Source organism: Paenibacillus sp. CFBP 13594, assembly GCF_014842675.1.
Classification (GTDB): domain Bacteria; phylum Bacillota; class Bacilli; order Paenibacillales; family Paenibacillaceae; genus Paenibacillus; species Paenibacillus amylolyticus_B.
Window position 1 is genome coordinate 394,163 of record NZ_JACYVQ010000002.1, and the last position, 15,046, is coordinate 409,208.

A 15,046-nucleotide genomic window follows, 5' to 3' on the forward strand; every position below is an offset into this window, starting at 1 on the left:
CTGACTTAATACGCTCTTGCAAACACAACCGTGTGTTCAGCCTTTTCACCACAAGCCAGGCACGTATGCTTTTCTTCCGCAGGCTGGAACGGAATGTTCCGGCTTGTTGCACCAGTGACTTCTCTTACTTTATCTTCGCAAGCTTCTGAACCGCACCATCCAGCCAGTGTAAACCCGCGTTTATTTTCCATCAGTTCTTTCATCTCATCGAGTGTATCCACGGAGTAGAAGTTATCCGACATAAATGTGCGAGCACGCTCTAACATATCTACCTGGATCTGTGTCAGCATAGCCTGGATCTCTTCTACCAGGTTTGCTTGTTCTACCACTTTCTTCTCACCTGTGATGCGTGATACGAGTACACAAACGCCATTTTCCATATCACGTGGACCAATCTCCAGACGAATCGGAACACCGCGCATCTCGTATTCATTGAACTTCCAACCTGGGCGAACATCGCTGCGATCATCCATTTTCACACGGACTCCAGCTTTTTTCAACTCAGTGAACAACTCATCTGCACGCCCAACAACAGCATCACGCGTTTTCGGAGGTCCAATTGGAATCATGACCACTTGTGTCGGTGCTACCTTAGGAGGAAGTACGAGACCACGGTCATCTCCGTGAACCATAATTAATGCACCGATCAAACGTGTGCTTACTCCCCATGAAGTGGTGTAAGCCAGCTCGAGCACATTATTCCGGCTAAGATACTGGATTTCAAATGCTTTTGCAAAGTTCGTCCCCATGTAGTGAGATGTACCTGCTTGTACTGCACGTCCATCCTTCATCATGGCTTCAATCGAGTACGTATCCACCGCACCCGCAAACTTCTCGGACTTGGTTTTCTGACCTACAATTACAGGAATAGCCAAGTATTCCTCAACCACTTCACGATAAATCTCTAGCATTTTCATCGTTTCTTCACGTGCTTCTTCTTCCGTCTCATGCGCTGTATGACCTTCCTGCCACAGGAACTCACTTGTGCGAAGGAAAGGCAACGTTCTTTTTTCCCAACGAACTACGTTAGCCCACTGGTTGATCAGTACCGGAAGATCCCGATAAGACTGAATCCACTTGGAATACATGTGACCAATAATCGTTTCGGATGTAGGACGGATTGCCAGACGTTCTTCCAGTTTCTCTCCGCCAGCTTCCGTAACCCATGGTAATTCAGGGTTAAAACCTTCCACGTGCTCTTTTTCCTTTTGAAAGAAGCTCTCAGGAATGAACATCGGGAAGTATGCGTTGCGATGACCCGTTTCCCGGAAACGACGATCCAACTCATCCTTAATATGTTCCCAGATTTCAAAACCGTCTGGTTTGAACACAATACAACCGCGTACGGGTGCATAGTCCATGAGATCAGCTTTTTTGATAACATCAATGTACCAGCGTGAGAAATCCTCACCCTGTGGTGTGATTTCAGTCACGAACTGTTTATCATTTTCCTTTGACATAAGACTCCAGCGTCCTCCCATAACGACTATCTCTGAATGTTCAGAGCGTAGTCCAACCGTAATTATCCGTTAATTAAACGTAATATATCATTGTAAGTTACTGCCAGCATCAACACAAACAACATCGCAAATCCGATGAAATGCACCATGCCTTCGCGATTGGGATCAACAGGTCTGCCGCGCAGCGCTTCAATTCCCAAAAATACCAGACGGCTGCCGTCCAGTGCAGGTATTGGTAGCAGGTTAAAAATCCCAAGGTACAGACTCAGAATTGCTGCCCATCTCGTTAACTGTTCAATCCCTTGTTTAGCAATTTGCCCTGTCACTTCAAATGTACGAACTGGGCCACCAATATCATCCATGTTGAACTGATTGATCAAATGTTTAAAACCTTCAAATATTATTTTGGTTGTATCAACCATGGCCACGCCTGAAACTTTAAATGTCTCTACAAATCCAACAGATCGGGTTGGTAACGTAGGTACGATTCCCACTTTACCGCCCTCTTGTCCTTCTACAGCGCGTGGAGTAATCGTTATATTAAACGTATCCGAACCCCGGCGCAGCGTCCATTCCATCGGCTTGTCTTTGGAATCGGCAATCATGGACACCATTTTTTGTGAATCCGTACCAATTGCAGTACCATTGATGGTTTCGATAATATCGCCCTTTTGCAGGTTCGCCTGATCAGCTGCCCCACCTTCAAGCACTTCACCAATTTCAAGATTCTTCGGGTTTTCCACCGGAACTCCTGCCATCTGCGCATATACAGCAAACAGCACAAAGGCCAAGATAAAGTTCATGAGTGGGCCCGCAAAAATAGCTAATGCACGCTGTCCAACAGTTTTGCTGCCGAATTGACGATCTTTCGGTGCAATCTGCGTTTGTTTACCACGACTTACCAACATCGCTTGGGGATGTATACGATACTCCTGAATCTCTCCATCTACATCGAGTTGAAGCTTCAACGCTCTCTCCATATCAATGGAGATGACTTCACCACGTATTACATTTTTACGGTTATCCAGCTGGTCCAGATAGATCATCTTCACCTGGTCATCCGCTGATCTTACCGCAATGGTCTGTCCTTCCTGGATCTCTACCAGTTCCGGATCTTCCCCTGCCATCCGTGCATATCCACCAAAAGGCAACAAACGCAATGTAAACTGGGTCTCGTTTCTTTTATATGAGAACAATTTGGGACCAAAACCGATCGCAAACTCCCGTACAAGAATACCGGCGCGTTTGGCAAAATAATAATGCCCCCATTCATGAACCGTCACGATGACAAAGAACATGAGCACCGTTAGAAATACCACTTGTATGGTTTCCAATCCCTATCCATCCTCCTTCACGGCACATACCGCAGTCTGTCCCTCTAGATTATCATTATTCTCTGATGCCGCACAAGAGAATCACTTCTTCCAATTTGTTATGAAAAAAGAGATTACAGACTGGCCGCAAGCTTACGGCTCTCCTGATCACAACGTGCGATCTCCTGCAGATCAGGCTCGTCCACATTGTGGTGTGCTTCCAGCACAGAAGCAATAATATCTTCTATTTTAAGGAATGAAATCTCTTTACGCAAGAAACGGGCTACAGCAACCTCGTTGGCTGCATTAAACGCCGTTGTTGCGGTTCCTCCCATTTTACCACACTCATACGCCATTCTTAAACACGGGAACCGTTCCATATCCATCTCACGGAAATGTAATTTCCCAGCTTGAGCAAGAGACAGACGCTGTGCCGGTGATGGCAAGCGGTCAGGGTAAGTCAGTGCATATTGAATTGGAACTCGCATATCCGGATTCCCCAGTTGTGCGATGATGCTTGTGTCATCAAATTCCACATATGAATGAATAACACTCTCCGGGTGAAGCAATACATTAATCTGATCATATCGAAGACCAAATAACCAATGTGCTTCAATGACCTCAAGTCCCTTGTTAACCATCGTTGCCGAGTCTATCGTGATTTTGGAGCCCATTGACCAATTCGGATGTTTAAGCGCATCCTCTATAGTCACGTTCTTCAACTGTTCACGGGTAAGATCACGGAATGATCCACCTGAAGCGGTGAGCGTGATGCCTGTCAGGCGTTCTCTGTTTTCACCATTTAAGCATTGGAAAATGGCAGAGTGCTCACTATCAACGGGCAGTAAAGAGACTCCTTTGGCAGCCGCTCTTGTCGTAACGATATGCCCGGCTGTAATCAATGTCTCCTTGTTGGCCAGTCCGATCTGTTTGCCTGCGTCTATGGCAGCAAGCGTTGACTCCAATCCGACACTGCCCACCACCGCTGTAACAACCGTATGTGCATCGGTTCCTGCCGCAACTTCTACGAGTCCTTCGTTGCCATAAAATAGTTGCGTTCCTGCTGGCAAATGTGGAGCTACCTTCTCCGCCAGTTCTTTGGACCCCACCGATACCTTCTTCGGCCGGTAACGTTTGGTTTGTTCGATCAGCAGGTCTGTATTGCCTCCGGCAGCCAGTCCCTCCACTTGAAAGAGTTCTGGATGCATGTCAACTACATCCAGTGTCTGGGTTCCAATGGAACCGGTTGACCCGAGAATCGCAATTTTTTTCATGCTGCACCTCATCTTTAATTATCCAATGCCTACGGCGAACAATGCTGTTATCTCAGACTCATGTTCTTCTTTAGTAGGGCAGTAGCATTAGTATATGTACGAATGGAAAAACAACAATCCAGCTGTCGCACCGATCAAGAATGCCTCCATGCCCAGGGAGAAGACTGCCTGAATCCTTGATATTATATACACGTTTGTATGCAGACTGGATCAAGTCACCCATTTGACCTACAACTGCACAGGCAATTCCGATTACAATCGCTCTCTGCCAGGAAAGCAAACCATCTGATACTAATGCAAAAATGACAGAAGTAACAATTGCAATTACGATGCCACCCAGTGCGCCCTCTATAGTCTTGTTTGGACTGATGGAAGGCCACAGTTTGTTTTTACCAATGAGTTTCCCTACAAAATAAGCTCCTGCATCACTGGCCCATATGGAACCCAGCAACAGGAACGTCCAGAACAACCCATGAAGCAGATGTCTGGATTCTGCAATGTAATAGAAACCGATCCCTATATACAACACGCCGAGGAAAAGCATGGCCACTGTATTCACGGGAACCTTATTTTTAGTAACAACCGAAGCTGTCATCAGTACAAGCATTACTATCCAGATGACCTGAAATAAGGATAGCGGTCTTGCCTCCCACAGCATTTCCCAAGGAAACACAATGGCAAAAACACCAGCATATCCAATCAGGGCCACACCTGAAAAAGGCATCACCCCGGTCATTTTAACAAATTCATAATAACCGATGAGAGCCATAAGCAATACCAAACCATGGTACCAGGGTCCGCCCAGCATGCAAAAACCTAAAAACAACACACCTGCTATGATTCCTGTCGTTAATCGCTGTTTCAACGGCTTCATCCTCCATCTATTTCAAACCGCCGTAACGCCTTGTTCTGCGCTGATATTCGGCTACTGCTTCAAGCAAATGCTTTTTGCCAAATTCGGGCCAGTATATATCCGTAAACCATAATTCACTATATGCAAGCTGCCAAAGCATAAAGTTGCTTAATCTCAACTCTCCGCTCGTCCGGATCAGCAGATCCGGATCAGGCATGTCAACCGTCAGCATATTTTTATCAATGAGTTCAGGTGTTATGTCCTCTGCCGATAGTTCCCCCGATTTCACCTGCAGAGCGATCTGTTTAACACAGTCCGTCATTTCACGACGACTTCCATAGTTCATTGCAAAGTTCAAAACGAGACCTGTATTATGTTCCGTAAGACGAATGGCTTCCCGCAAGGCATTGATGGTATGAGAAGGTAAATGTTCCTCTTGCCCCATCATGCGAATGCGCACATTTTTTTCTATAAGTTCATCCAGCTCTATAGCCAGAAATTCTTGCGGAAGTCGCATCAGAAAATCCACTTCTTCTTTTGGACGCGTCCAGTTTTCTGTCGAAAAAGCGTACATCGTCAGATATTTGATGCCCAGTTCATCCGCCGCGATGGTCGCACGTTTGACCGCCTTCATGCCATTTTGGTGCCCGGCTATACGCGGGAGTCCCAAACGTTTGGCCCATCGTCCATTGCCGTCCATGATGATGGCGACGTGCTGCGGGATATTGTCCTCGGATATAGTCAGCGTTTCCTGCTTGTCAGCCCCATTCCACCACGACCGAACCCGTTTGATCATTCCTGTTCCTCCAAAATCCCTGAAGTTTCTTTATCTGAAGCTTGGAAAAAGAGACAAAACCCCACCGTATTGGAGGGGCTGCGCTTGTCTTACACTTCCATAATTTCTTTTTCTTTGGCAGCGAGTACCTTATCGACTTCAGCAATAAACTTGTCGGTCGATTTTTGGATATCGTCCTGATGTCTCCGGGATTCATCCTCGGAAATATCTGACTTTTCCATTTTCTTGATGTCATCATTCGCATCACGGCGAATGTTACGAATCGCTACTTTACCTTCTTCACCGAACTTCTTGGTCAGCTTAACAAGTTCCGCTCTTCGTTCTTCCGTCAATGCCGGAATAGACAAACGGATCATGCTGCCATCATTGGCTGGAGTAAGACCCAGATCCGATTTCATGATGGCACGCTCGATGTCACCCATGGAGGATTTGTCCCAAGGCTGAATCATCAGTGTACGGGAATCCGGAGTACTGATATTAGCGAGTTGATTCAATGGCGTCATTGCTCCATAATACTCTACCTGAATTCGGTCCAGAAGAGCTGGAGTTGCGCGGCCTGCACGCAAAGTAGCCAGGTCACGACGCAATGCTTGAATTGCCTTTTCCATACGCTCTTCGGCATGTTGTTTAACCGCTTGTGGCATTAATCTACACTCCCTTTAACGATTGTTCCGATGCGTTCGCCCAGAACAACACGTTTGATGTTACCTTGTTCAGTAATGGCAAATACGATCAACGGGATGTTGTTGTCCTTACAAAGCGAGGATGCCGTCGAATCCATTACACCAAGGTCTTTGTTAAGAATATCCATGTAAGTCAACTGATCAAATTTCACAGCTGTACTGTCCTTAAACGGATCTGCTGAGTATACACCATCAACTTTATTTTTGGCCATCAAGATAACTTCTGCTTCAATCTCCGCTGCGCGCAGTGCTGCTGTTGTATCCGTGGAAAAGAACGGGTTACCTGTACCTGCTGCAAAAATAACGACCCGGCCTTTCTCCAGATGGCGAATAGCTCTACGACGAATATAAGGCTCTGCAATCTGTTGCATTGCAATAGATGTCTGTACACGCGTAGGCACTTCAATCTGTTCCAAAGCATCCTGCAGTGCCAGCGAATTCATTACTGTCGCCAGCATACCCATATAATCGGCAGTTGCACGATCAATGCCGTTTTCACTACCGGCAATTCCACGCCAGATGTTTCCGCCGCCACATACAATAGCAACCTGTACACCAAGTGCAACAACCTCTTTTACCTGTTGGGCAATCGACGAGATCGTATCTGCATCAATACCGTAGCCGTTTTGACCGGAAAGAGATTCTCCGCTGACCTTTAAGACAACACGTTTAAATACTGGCTGTTCCAATTATTCACCCTCCACTTTGAATCGAACACGCTTGGTGTTCAACCAACAAAACTTCTCGCGCATGGCCTCCTGCTTAAAAAGAAAGGAACACAGTTGTGTTCCGCTCTTTTAGGAAAAACGTTTAACCGGTAAGGCATTGTTTTCCTGAGATATAAGGGAGTTTACGCTTCGAAGTTTCATCATTCTTATATCTTCGAAAATCAATTCTGCTCGCCGGTTTATAGAAACCGTCTTATTTGTTTACTTGGGACATTACTTCTTCTACGAAGTTGTCTACTTTTTTCTCTAGACCTTCACCCAGTTCGTAACGAACGAAACGACGGATGGAGATGTTTTCACCAATTTGGCTGATTTTTTCGTTCAGCAATTGAGAGATCGTTTTGTCTGGATCTTTAACGAAAGTTTGTTCCAGCAGGCAGTACTCTTCGTAGTATTTACCGATACGGCCTTCAACCATTTTTTCAATGATTTTTTCTGGTTTGCCTTCGTTAAGAGCTTGAGCTTTCAGGATTTCTTTTTCTTTTTCCAGCTCATCTGCAGGAACTTCTTCGCGTGTAACGAATTTAGGATTAGCTGCAGCAATTTGCATAGCTACATCTTTAACGAAATCCTTAAATTGATCCGTTTTACCAACGAAGTCTGTTTCACAGTTAACTTCAACCAAGACACCAATACGTCCACCAGCGTGGATGTAAGATTCAACAACGCCTTCAGTTGCTGCACGGCCTGCTTTGCTTGCTGCTGCAGAAAGACCTTTCTCACGCAACAATTCAGCTGCTTTTGTTACATCACCGTTTGCTTCTTCCAGTGCTTTTTTGCAATCGAGCATACCAGCGCCCGTTCTTTCGCGAAGTTCTTTTACTGCACTCGCATTAACTGCCATTATAAATTCCCTCCAACATTAAGTATTGTACGTACACTCTAAAAAAAGGGCAGTGAGAGGTTATCCACCTGCCAACCACCCTTTTCATTTAGTTTATAACATATGTTCGAATCTATTAAGCGGAAGTTTCTTCGCCTTGGTTAGCTTCGATTACAGCATCAGCCATTTTACCTGTCAGCAATTTAACAGCGCGGATCGCGTCGTCATTACCTGGGATAACATAATCGATCTCATCCGGATCGCAGTTAGTATCAACGATACCAACAATTGGGATACCCAATTTGCGAGCTTCCGCAACAGCGATGCGCTCTTTGCGTGGATCGATGATGAACAGGGCGCTTGGCAGGCCTTTCATATTTTTAATACCGCCCAAGAATTTCTCCAGACGATCTTTTTCTTTGCGAAGCAAGATAACTTCTTTTTTAGGCAATACAGCGAATGTACCGTCTTCTTCCCAAGCTTCCAACTGTTTCAAACGATCAATACGTTTTTGAATAGTTTGGAAGTTAGTCAGGGTACCGCCAAGCCAGCGTTGGTTAATGTAAAATTGACCAGCACGTTCAGCTTCTTCTTTAACGGAATCTTGAGCTTGTTTCTTAGTACCCACGAAAAGAATTGTACCATTCTCTCCTGCGATTCCTTTAACGAAGTTGTAAGCCTCTTCGACTTTTTTCACCGTCTTTTGCAAGTCGATGATATAAATTCCGTTTCTTTCAGTGAAGATATAACGATCCATTTTTGGGTTCCAACGACGAGTTTGGTGACCGAAGTGTACCCCAGCTTCGAGAAGCTGCTTCATGGAGATTACTGCCATCTTCACACACCTCCTAATATGGTTTTTATTGTGTCCTCCGCCGGCATCATTTTTCGCCAAGACTCTCCATAAGGAAAGCACCCTCAACAAAATTAGCACATGCGTGTGTTTTAACACCGTTATCTAATATAGCATAACTGACTGTCCGATGCAACAGTCTTTGAAGCTAAAATCTACTTTTCATTTTTTGCTAGTATCGAATCATTTAAACTTGATATGTAACTCAGAGCTAATTATTATCAAGCTTTGAAAATGTACCGTTTAATACGCAAAAACCGTCCTGTCCGAGCATGCTCAGTTTGACGGTTCTTTCGTAATTTTTGCGATAATGGATTTGAAACTTTCCCCTTTTTCAAGCGCATAGGTACCCACCTGGATTTTGGTATTGATTCGCTCAGCCTTGCCAGCCTTTATGAATGCTTGAGCATCATCTACGATTCCCGCGGTTTTTAGGTTTGCTGCAACGATCGCAAGGCTATTGCCTGAACGTACTTTGAATGATACTGTTGCGCCTTTCGGATTGCTCGGCGTTACAGGTTCTGTTGTCTTCGGCTCAGTTATCTCTTTCTGCCCTTCACCTTCACTTGCAGTAGGCTCTTGTGGCTTCTCAGGCTCTGCAGGTGTTTCCGTAGAGGTTACTGTCTCAGGTGGTGTTGCTGTTTCCCCTTGCAACTCACTGCTTTCCTGCTTTTTCTTCTCTATCCACTCAGCTTCTGTGTACAAATCCTCTTCAGAACCGACCACCTTCATATCCAGGCTTTTCGCCGCTGTTTCAAGCTGTTCTTTGGTCATATTGGCAGTCTGCTCAGGGGCCAGATTACTATCCGATAATGCATTTTGTCCGACTGTGGCCAGTTGAAGCAAAACTGCACCAATAATCATGCCGCTCCCCAGACCAATCCATAAGGATCGCTTGTCCATGACTTAGCTTTCCTCCCGTTCTGCCAATTGAAGTATTAACTGTACCTCACCACGCTGAATGCCTGTCTGCTTGGATATGGCATCCATCGATTTACCCTCAGCATGTAAATTAAAGAGTTCTGGGTATCTATCTTTAATCGATTCACGCTCAGGCAAAGTTTCAACCTTGCTGATCTGTAGGTCTGCTTCTAACGCCTGCTGGGCCGCCTCTGCTTGTACACTTTTCACGAGCGCTTGAGCTTGCAAACCTTCGGAGGCTTGCACAGGTACATTACCTGAGTGTGGCACAGTTGATGCGACAGGTTCGTTCTTTTTGCTCTGTTCCAGCTGATCCAACCGCTGCTGTAATTCCTGAAGTTGCAATTGCATACGTTGATCTGCTGCTGTCGCTTCTCCCTTCATTTCAGCCACACGTTGAATAAGAGCATCATTATCATTTTCGATCTCGGTCATGTAATGTTCAAGCGTAGATTCCATCTCCTGCACCAATTGATGCCCGGGCTCTTGCGCCTTGTTTTTCCGAGGCATAATATAAGCGTAGGCGATGGCGCAGCCCCCTAATATGACAATAATGATCCATGGTGACAAATTGGGTTCTCTCCTTCTGATTCAACCATCGGTGCGCAAGGCTTCATGTCTATAACAACCATCTATTATAATGACAAATCTATGTGTTTACCTTTGTACGGGTGCTCTGCAGGTTTGACAGTTTCTTGAGCCTGAGCAGTCTCCTGTCCATCGGAACCACTCTGCTGATCCCCATCATGGTTATGACCATCACGCACCGAAGTCTGTGAAGTTTCGTCCATTGCTTCACTTCGTTGCCTTGCTTCATTTGCTTCTTTCGACGTTTGCTCTGCCAAAAGATTCTGATCCGTAATCGGTCGCTGTTGGGCTTCACTTTGATAACGTCCCGCTTCACTTGTTCGTGGTACCGCAATCTGCAACTCCACTGCTTTGAAACTCATACGCTCACCTCACGGTTTCGAATGGATTTCTTCCTGTGACTGAATGCTGTACTTAAACGTATGGAACCATCGTAATATCACCATCGTGATAATAAAATGAAATTCGACTCACTGGATCTTTAATAAATTTCGTGTATCTGCCGATAACTATTTTAGAGCCTCCATAAATCATCTTCAGAATATCAACACGAGCCTTACTTGTATCTTCAAGTGCCTTTTCAATTTCAAAGATACGCATTTTCGTTTCTTCACTTATACGAAGAGCAGATTTCTGCGTAGCATTCAGCTTGATTCGCATCGACATCTTATCTGGAGTTAGTTGTCCAGCGGCAGCTAATTGATCCAGCAATGTCAAAGCTTTCTTCGTTTTGTCCAAGGAATCCATCTGCTCTCTGACTTCCTTGCGCAAATCATTGAGTTCGTTACGCAACTTTGGTAGCACACCAACTTCAATGGAAGTGACCGTGGACATGCTGTTGCCCACAACACGCGCTGAGACGTTCTGACCAGCCTGGATCGAGCCACCAACAATAAGACCCTTGGTTCCCGCACAGATGACACCGTGGCCAGCACGAATATTGGAGTGCATAATACTTTGGGAAACCAGAACATCTTCACCGGCATCTACGTTGCCTTCTTGAATGAAAGTACATTTAACATTATGGCCTGCTTGTACCAGTCCTTTGTTATAACCAATAATACCACCGGTAATTTCGATTGAGCCGCCTGCTTCCAGTTCAGCTCCTTCGACACCTCCGACGACACGAATGTCACCTGCTGCTTTTACTTTAAATCCGGTAAGTACATTGCCTCGTATGACAACTGTGCCTACAAAGTCGATATTACCGTTATTGTAGTCAACATCACCATTGACTTCATAAACAGGAAACACATTCAGTTTGTTACCGTCCGTTTTGGTAACCAGCCCATCCAGTGCAGCATACATCGCAGAACCATCCGGGTTAATCACAACGTTTTTCCCAACTTTAAACCGAGCTTCTTTTCCCGGACGATAAGGAATTTCCTCACCCGTTACTGCCCTGCCTGGTATGCCATCGCTAGGAGCGATCCGCTCTGCAATGATCTGGCCACTACGGACATTGTTTAACCGGGTCACTTCTTTGTAATCGACAGTTCCATCTTCCGATTCGAGCGGTCGTCGTTCGTTCGTATCGTCCATTCCAACCAGAATCTTGATGAATCCATCTGTTCCCTGAATGGGAGCGATACCTTCGGCAATCTTGTATTTATCTTTTAAATAGGTTTCAGGGTTGCTCACAAAAAGTAATAATGCCTCTCGCGATACACCTTGTCTGATGCCCTTGTCCGCCACAAATTGTTCAAGTTCATCAATCGTGCAGGCAAAGCCTTCTTCCTCTTTGGAAAATTCAAGGTAGGCTGTGCATTTGTCGTCCGATAAAACAATGTTTAAACATTGTTCCAAAGCAGTCCGCTGTGTCACCGCAATTCTTCCCCCTTTTAGACTTTCCACTCCCCAAACTCCAATGATATTACTTCTCTCTATTAATCTTTACGCATCAACAAATCTTTCTGTTTGTCCAACGTGCCGCGTAATCGTAATATTGCCTTGGAATGTAACTGGGATATACGAGACGGAGAAAGGGACATAACCTCAGCAATTTCACTAAGAGAAAGATCTTCGTAATACAATAGTGAAACAACCGTTCTCTCTTTTACCGTCAACTTGTCAAGCCCTTGCACCAAAGCTTCCTTCAAATAAAACTCATTCACTTTATAATCCGGATTTTTGGCTTTCTCATCCACCATCAAAGACAGACGAGTCTCAGACTCTTCTTCACGAATTGGATCCTCCAGCGAGCAAAGTGACATGACTGCCACTTCCTGAAGCATATGTTGAAAATCTTTAGTGGATACGTCCAAGTACTCGCTCATTTCCTCATCACTAACAGACCTGAGATAACTTTGTTCCAGCTGTTGATAGGCGTCTTCAATTCGCTTGGCCTTCTCACGCACAGAACGCGGAACCCAATCACCTTGACGCAGACCGTCAAGAATGGCTCCGCGGACCCTCCATGATGCATAAGTTTCAAATTGCAGACCACGTTCATAGTCGAACTTCTCCAATGCATCAATTAAACCCATAACTCCATTGCTTTCCAAGTCATCCTTGGGAACATTTTTGGGCAAACCAACAGCCAGTCGACCGGATACATAATTTACAATATGAAGATACTTTTCAATCAAAGTTTTCTTGGCTTCAAGATCTCCATGTTCTTTCCACTTTTCCCACAGATCAGAATGGTTCAAATGTGAAGCTTTACGCTCGTTCAATTGCTTTCACCCTCCTTATTTGTCTGTCAGGTGACGAACGGCCTGCGCCAATTCCTCCGGATCCTTGGTCCGGACAAGTTTAGGCGGATCCAAAGGGGCGAATCCCGTTGGAGCTTTCGTCTCAGATGGCGGAAGATCGTCCCCAGATGAAGCGTTCTGTCCATTCTTGAGCAAATCATTCAGCTCTTGTCCATCGTCTTCGATTTTAATGTCCACCTGTGAACCTCTTTGATCTTGAGCACTTGGTGAATCATAACCATACCCATTTCCCTCGATCTGAGGGTTCAGCAGCAATCCCAATCCCCAGCGTAAACCATATGCAAGGACAAACCAGGCTACGAATCCGATCAATCCGCGAATTAAACTGGTCATCAGCACATTGCTGCTGTATGCTACAAAAAAAGTAAGAATAAACCCAACGATGCCTGCTCCAAGATTAATGCGGTAGTTTCCTATCATAGTCTTATAGTTCCTTTACACCCATTTGTACGCTTCGAATAGTCAAAAGTCCAGTTTCACAATCCATCTCAATCGTTCGTCCATAATTCCCACCCGTATCTTCTGCTAGAAGAGGGATATTGAGTTTTTGAAGCCACTCTCGACAAGAATCTGCATTCCTTGGTCCAATACGCATTGTATCTCCAGCGCCAGCAAAGGCAAACATCTGAGAGCCTCCGGCCATTTTAGACACAATACGTGAGTGTGAAGCGCCTAGTTTAATCATCTTTTCCAAAAGCTCAGGCAACGCCGTATCCGCATATTTCGCAGTGTTCAGTTTCCCTTCACGGGCGATCTCTGAAGTAGGAAGCATGACATGCGCCATTCCAGCCAGCTTCAAATGTGGGTCATACATTGTTAATCCCACACACGAACCCAAGCCAGTCGTACGGATTACACCAGGAAGATGAGCGATGTTTAAATCCGCCATACCGACTTTAACGACGCTTTTGTCCTCAATCATGGCTCAGTGGCACCCCTAGCGATTCAAATATCTTTGCAAAGGATGGTGGATCCGGAATGAGGAAAAACTGACCCTCAACTTGATCTTCACCTTCAAAGAAAGATGTGTCAATCAACAATGCAGCGTCACCCATCTCGCCAAATTGCAGCAAGCCATAACTTAGAATGGCACCTGCCATGTCGATGGCAAGTCCAGGGACAGTTGGATACATAGACAACTTCGTGAAATCTGCCAGAGAAGAAAGATAGGATCCAGCCAAAATATTTCCAATCTCGGAAAGCGCTGATTGTTCCATATCTGTAAAATCGAGTCCTTCTTTCAGATCAAACCCGGCAAGTCTATTCAACAACATTTTAGCAGCCTCTGGTGTCATCATAAAGAAAAGATTTCCCGGTGCTTCGCCTTCTACACGAAGAAACACGGTCACTACGATGCGTTCATCTCCGCCCACTTTTTCGGCAACTTCTTCAAAAGGGAGCATTTGTACTGTAGGTACACCCATGTCAATCGGTCTGTTGAGGAGTTGAGACAACGCCGTTGCGGCGTTGCCTGCTCCAATGTTACCGACCTCTTTGAGCACATCCATCTGGAATACCTCAAATCGGTTGAACATCTCCACGGTACTAGCCCTCAACACTTTCCAGCTGTACAATCTCGCTTTTATTTAATACTTCGTTTAGGTTGAGCATGATCAACAAGCGTGAATCCTCCAATTTAGCAACACCTCGCAGGTATCTCGCCTTGACGCCGCCAACCACTTCTGGTGGGCTATCGATCGCACTGCTCTTGATATCAATAACATCATTGGCAGAATCTACGATAAAGCCAACTTGCATGTCGTCTACACCTACGATAACAATACGAGTCTGATCCGTGTATTCCGTTTCCGGAAGGGAGAAACGACCGCGCAGATCAATGACTGGAATTACAACACCGCGTAGATTAATAACTCCTTTTACAAAGGAAAGTGTCTTGGGAACACGGGTAATTGGCATCATGCGCTCAATCGTCTGAACCTTGTCTACCTCAATACCATACTCTTCGGAACCCAATTTAAAGACGATGACTTTCAACTCTTCTTCCATATAAAAAACCTCCCTATTAAATGTAAGACTTAG

Annotated in this window: 18 protein-coding genes; all 18 read right to left on the reverse strand. The window is 45.3% G+C overall.

Going from position 1 to position 15,046, the window contains the following annotated elements; all coding sequences use genetic code 11:
• Positions 1 to 5 precede the first annotated feature (5 nt).
• The 18 genes from proS to IFU39_RS09290 all read right to left on the reverse strand — a co-directional run bounded on the left by proS (position 6) and on the right by IFU39_RS09290 (position 15,013).
• Positions 6 to 1,460 carry a proline--tRNA ligase gene (proS, locus tag IFU39_RS09205; RefSeq protein WP_091017266.1) on the reverse strand — a complete coding sequence of 485 codons (1,455 nt, stop codon included), beginning with the start codon at positions 1,458 to 1,460 and terminating at the stop codon, positions 6 to 8.
• Positions 1,461 to 1,522: 62 nt separating this feature from the next.
• Entirely contained in the window at positions 1,523 to 2,794 is a 1,272-nt protein-coding gene (gene rseP, locus IFU39_RS09210) for an RIP metalloprotease RseP (protein ID WP_091017268.1), read from the reverse strand.
• 113 nt (positions 2,795 to 2,907) lie between these two features.
• Positions 2,908 to 4,047, reverse strand: coding sequence for a 1-deoxy-D-xylulose-5-phosphate reductoisomerase (locus tag IFU39_RS09215; protein ID WP_105598216.1), 1,140 nt, complete (start codon positions 4,045 to 4,047; stop codon positions 2,908 to 2,910).
• Between the two features lie 70 nt (positions 4,048 to 4,117).
• Positions 4,118 to 4,912, reverse strand: coding sequence for a phosphatidate cytidylyltransferase (locus tag IFU39_RS09220; protein WP_047842497.1), 795 nt, complete (start codon positions 4,910 to 4,912; stop codon positions 4,118 to 4,120).
• 16 nt (positions 4,913 to 4,928) lie between these two features.
• On the reverse strand, positions 4,929 to 5,696 hold the full coding sequence (locus IFU39_RS09225) for an isoprenyl transferase (protein WP_192132320.1): 768 nt from the start codon (positions 5,694 to 5,696) through the stop codon (positions 4,929 to 4,931).
• An 89-nt stretch (positions 5,697 to 5,785) separates the two neighbouring features.
• A complete protein-coding gene (frr, locus tag IFU39_RS09230) occupies positions 5,786 to 6,340 on the reverse strand; it encodes a ribosome recycling factor (RefSeq protein WP_017689152.1) in 555 nt (184 codons plus the stop codon).
• Entirely contained in the window at positions 6,340 to 7,068 is a 729-nt protein-coding gene (pyrH, locus tag IFU39_RS09235) for a UMP kinase (protein ID WP_017689153.1), read from the reverse strand. The genes frr and pyrH overlap by 1 nt, the downstream gene beginning before the upstream one ends.
• 232 nt (positions 7,069 to 7,300) lie before the next feature.
• Positions 7,301 to 7,951, reverse strand: coding sequence for a translation elongation factor Ts (gene tsf / locus IFU39_RS09240; RefSeq protein WP_036609326.1), 651 nt, complete (start codon positions 7,949 to 7,951; stop codon positions 7,301 to 7,303).
• Between the two features lie 115 nt (positions 7,952 to 8,066).
• On the reverse strand, positions 8,067 to 8,765 hold the full coding sequence (gene rpsB / locus IFU39_RS09245; protein WP_047842496.1) for a 30S ribosomal protein S2: 699 nt from the start codon (positions 8,763 to 8,765) through the stop codon (positions 8,067 to 8,069).
• A 294-nt stretch (positions 8,766 to 9,059) separates the two neighbouring features.
• A complete protein-coding gene (locus tag IFU39_RS09250) occupies positions 9,060 to 9,686 on the reverse strand; it encodes an endolytic transglycosylase MltG (RefSeq protein WP_192132322.1) in 627 nt (208 codons plus the stop codon).
• A gap of 3 nt (positions 9,687 to 9,689) precedes the next feature.
• A complete protein-coding gene (locus IFU39_RS09255; RefSeq protein WP_192132325.1) occupies positions 9,690 to 10,274 on the reverse strand; it encodes a hypothetical protein in 585 nt (194 codons plus the stop codon).
• A 65-nt stretch (positions 10,275 to 10,339) separates the two neighbouring features.
• Positions 10,340 to 10,654 (reverse strand): hypothetical protein, encoded by a 315-nt coding sequence (locus IFU39_RS09260; RefSeq protein WP_036609332.1) that lies wholly within the window; start codon positions 10,652 to 10,654, stop codon positions 10,340 to 10,342.
• A 52-nt stretch (positions 10,655 to 10,706) separates the two neighbouring features.
• The gene (locus IFU39_RS09265) at positions 10,707 to 12,116 is read right to left on the reverse strand and encodes a DUF342 domain-containing protein (protein ID WP_192132327.1); all 1,410 of its coding nucleotides are present in this window, start codon (positions 12,114 to 12,116) and stop codon (positions 10,707 to 10,709) included.
• Positions 12,117 to 12,178: 62 nt separating this feature from the next.
• Complete coding sequence (locus IFU39_RS09270) at positions 12,179 to 12,967, reverse strand: FliA/WhiG family RNA polymerase sigma factor (RefSeq protein ID WP_017689160.1); 789 nt, start codon at positions 12,965 to 12,967, stop codon at positions 12,179 to 12,181.
• Between the two features lie 15 nt (positions 12,968 to 12,982).
• Positions 12,983 to 13,426 carry a hypothetical protein gene (locus tag IFU39_RS09275; protein ID WP_091017278.1) on the reverse strand — a complete coding sequence of 148 codons (444 nt, stop codon included), beginning with the start codon at positions 13,424 to 13,426 and terminating at the stop codon, positions 12,983 to 12,985.
• A gap of 4 nt (positions 13,427 to 13,430) precedes the next feature.
• Positions 13,431 to 13,928 (reverse strand): chemotaxis protein CheD, encoded by a 498-nt coding sequence (locus tag IFU39_RS09280; protein ID WP_017689162.1) that lies wholly within the window; start codon positions 13,926 to 13,928, stop codon positions 13,431 to 13,433.
• A complete protein-coding gene (locus IFU39_RS09285; protein WP_091017763.1) occupies positions 13,921 to 14,541 on the reverse strand; it encodes a chemotaxis protein CheC in 621 nt (206 codons plus the stop codon). Before IFU39_RS09285 ends, IFU39_RS09280 begins: the two co-directional genes overlap by 8 nt.
• 10 nt (positions 14,542 to 14,551) lie before the next feature.
• Positions 14,552 to 15,013, reverse strand: coding sequence for a chemotaxis protein CheW (locus IFU39_RS09290; protein WP_036609340.1), 462 nt, complete (start codon positions 15,011 to 15,013; stop codon positions 14,552 to 14,554).
• Positions 15,014 to 15,046 lie beyond the last annotated feature (33 nt).

Coding starts and splice junctions, on each gene's coding strand:
- frr (WP_017689152.1), bottom strand. CDS start 6,340: ATGCCACAAGCGGTTAAACAACATGCCGAAGAGCGTATGGAAAAGGCA.
- IFU39_RS09260 (WP_036609332.1), bottom strand. CDS start 10,654: ATGAGTTTCAAAGCAGTGGAGTTGCAGATTGCGGTACCACGAACAAGT.
- proS (WP_091017266.1), bottom strand. CDS start 1,460: ATGTCAAAGGAAAATGATAAACAGTTCGTGACTGAAATCACACCACAG.
- rpsB (WP_047842496.1), bottom strand. CDS start 8,765: ATGGCAGTAATCTCCATGAAGCAGCTTCTCGAAGCTGGGGTACACTTC.
- IFU39_RS09250 (WP_192132322.1), bottom strand. CDS start 9,686: ATGGACAAGCGATCCTTATGGATTGGTCTGGGGAGCGGCATGATTATT.
- IFU39_RS09285 (WP_091017763.1), bottom strand. CDS start 14,541: ATGTTCAACCGATTTGAGGTATTCCAGATGGATGTGCTCAAAGAGGTC.
- IFU39_RS09225 (WP_192132320.1), bottom strand. CDS start 5,696: ATGATCAAACGGGTTCGGTCGTGGTGGAATGGGGCTGACAAGCAGGAA.
- IFU39_RS09275 (WP_091017278.1), bottom strand. CDS start 13,426: ATGATAGGAAACTACCGCATTAATCTTGGAGCAGGCATCGTTGGGTTT.
- IFU39_RS09290 (WP_036609340.1), bottom strand. CDS start 15,013: ATGGAAGAAGAGTTGAAAGTCATCGTCTTTAAATTGGGTTCCGAAGAG.
- IFU39_RS09280 (WP_017689162.1), bottom strand. CDS start 13,928: ATGATTGAGGACAAAAGCGTCGTTAAAGTCGGTATGGCGGATTTAAAC.
- IFU39_RS09215 (WP_105598216.1), bottom strand. CDS start 4,047: ATGAAAAAAATTGCGATTCTCGGGTCAACCGGTTCCATTGGAACCCAG.
- tsf (WP_036609326.1), bottom strand. CDS start 7,951: ATGGCAGTTAATGCGAGTGCAGTAAAAGAACTTCGCGAAAGAACGGGC.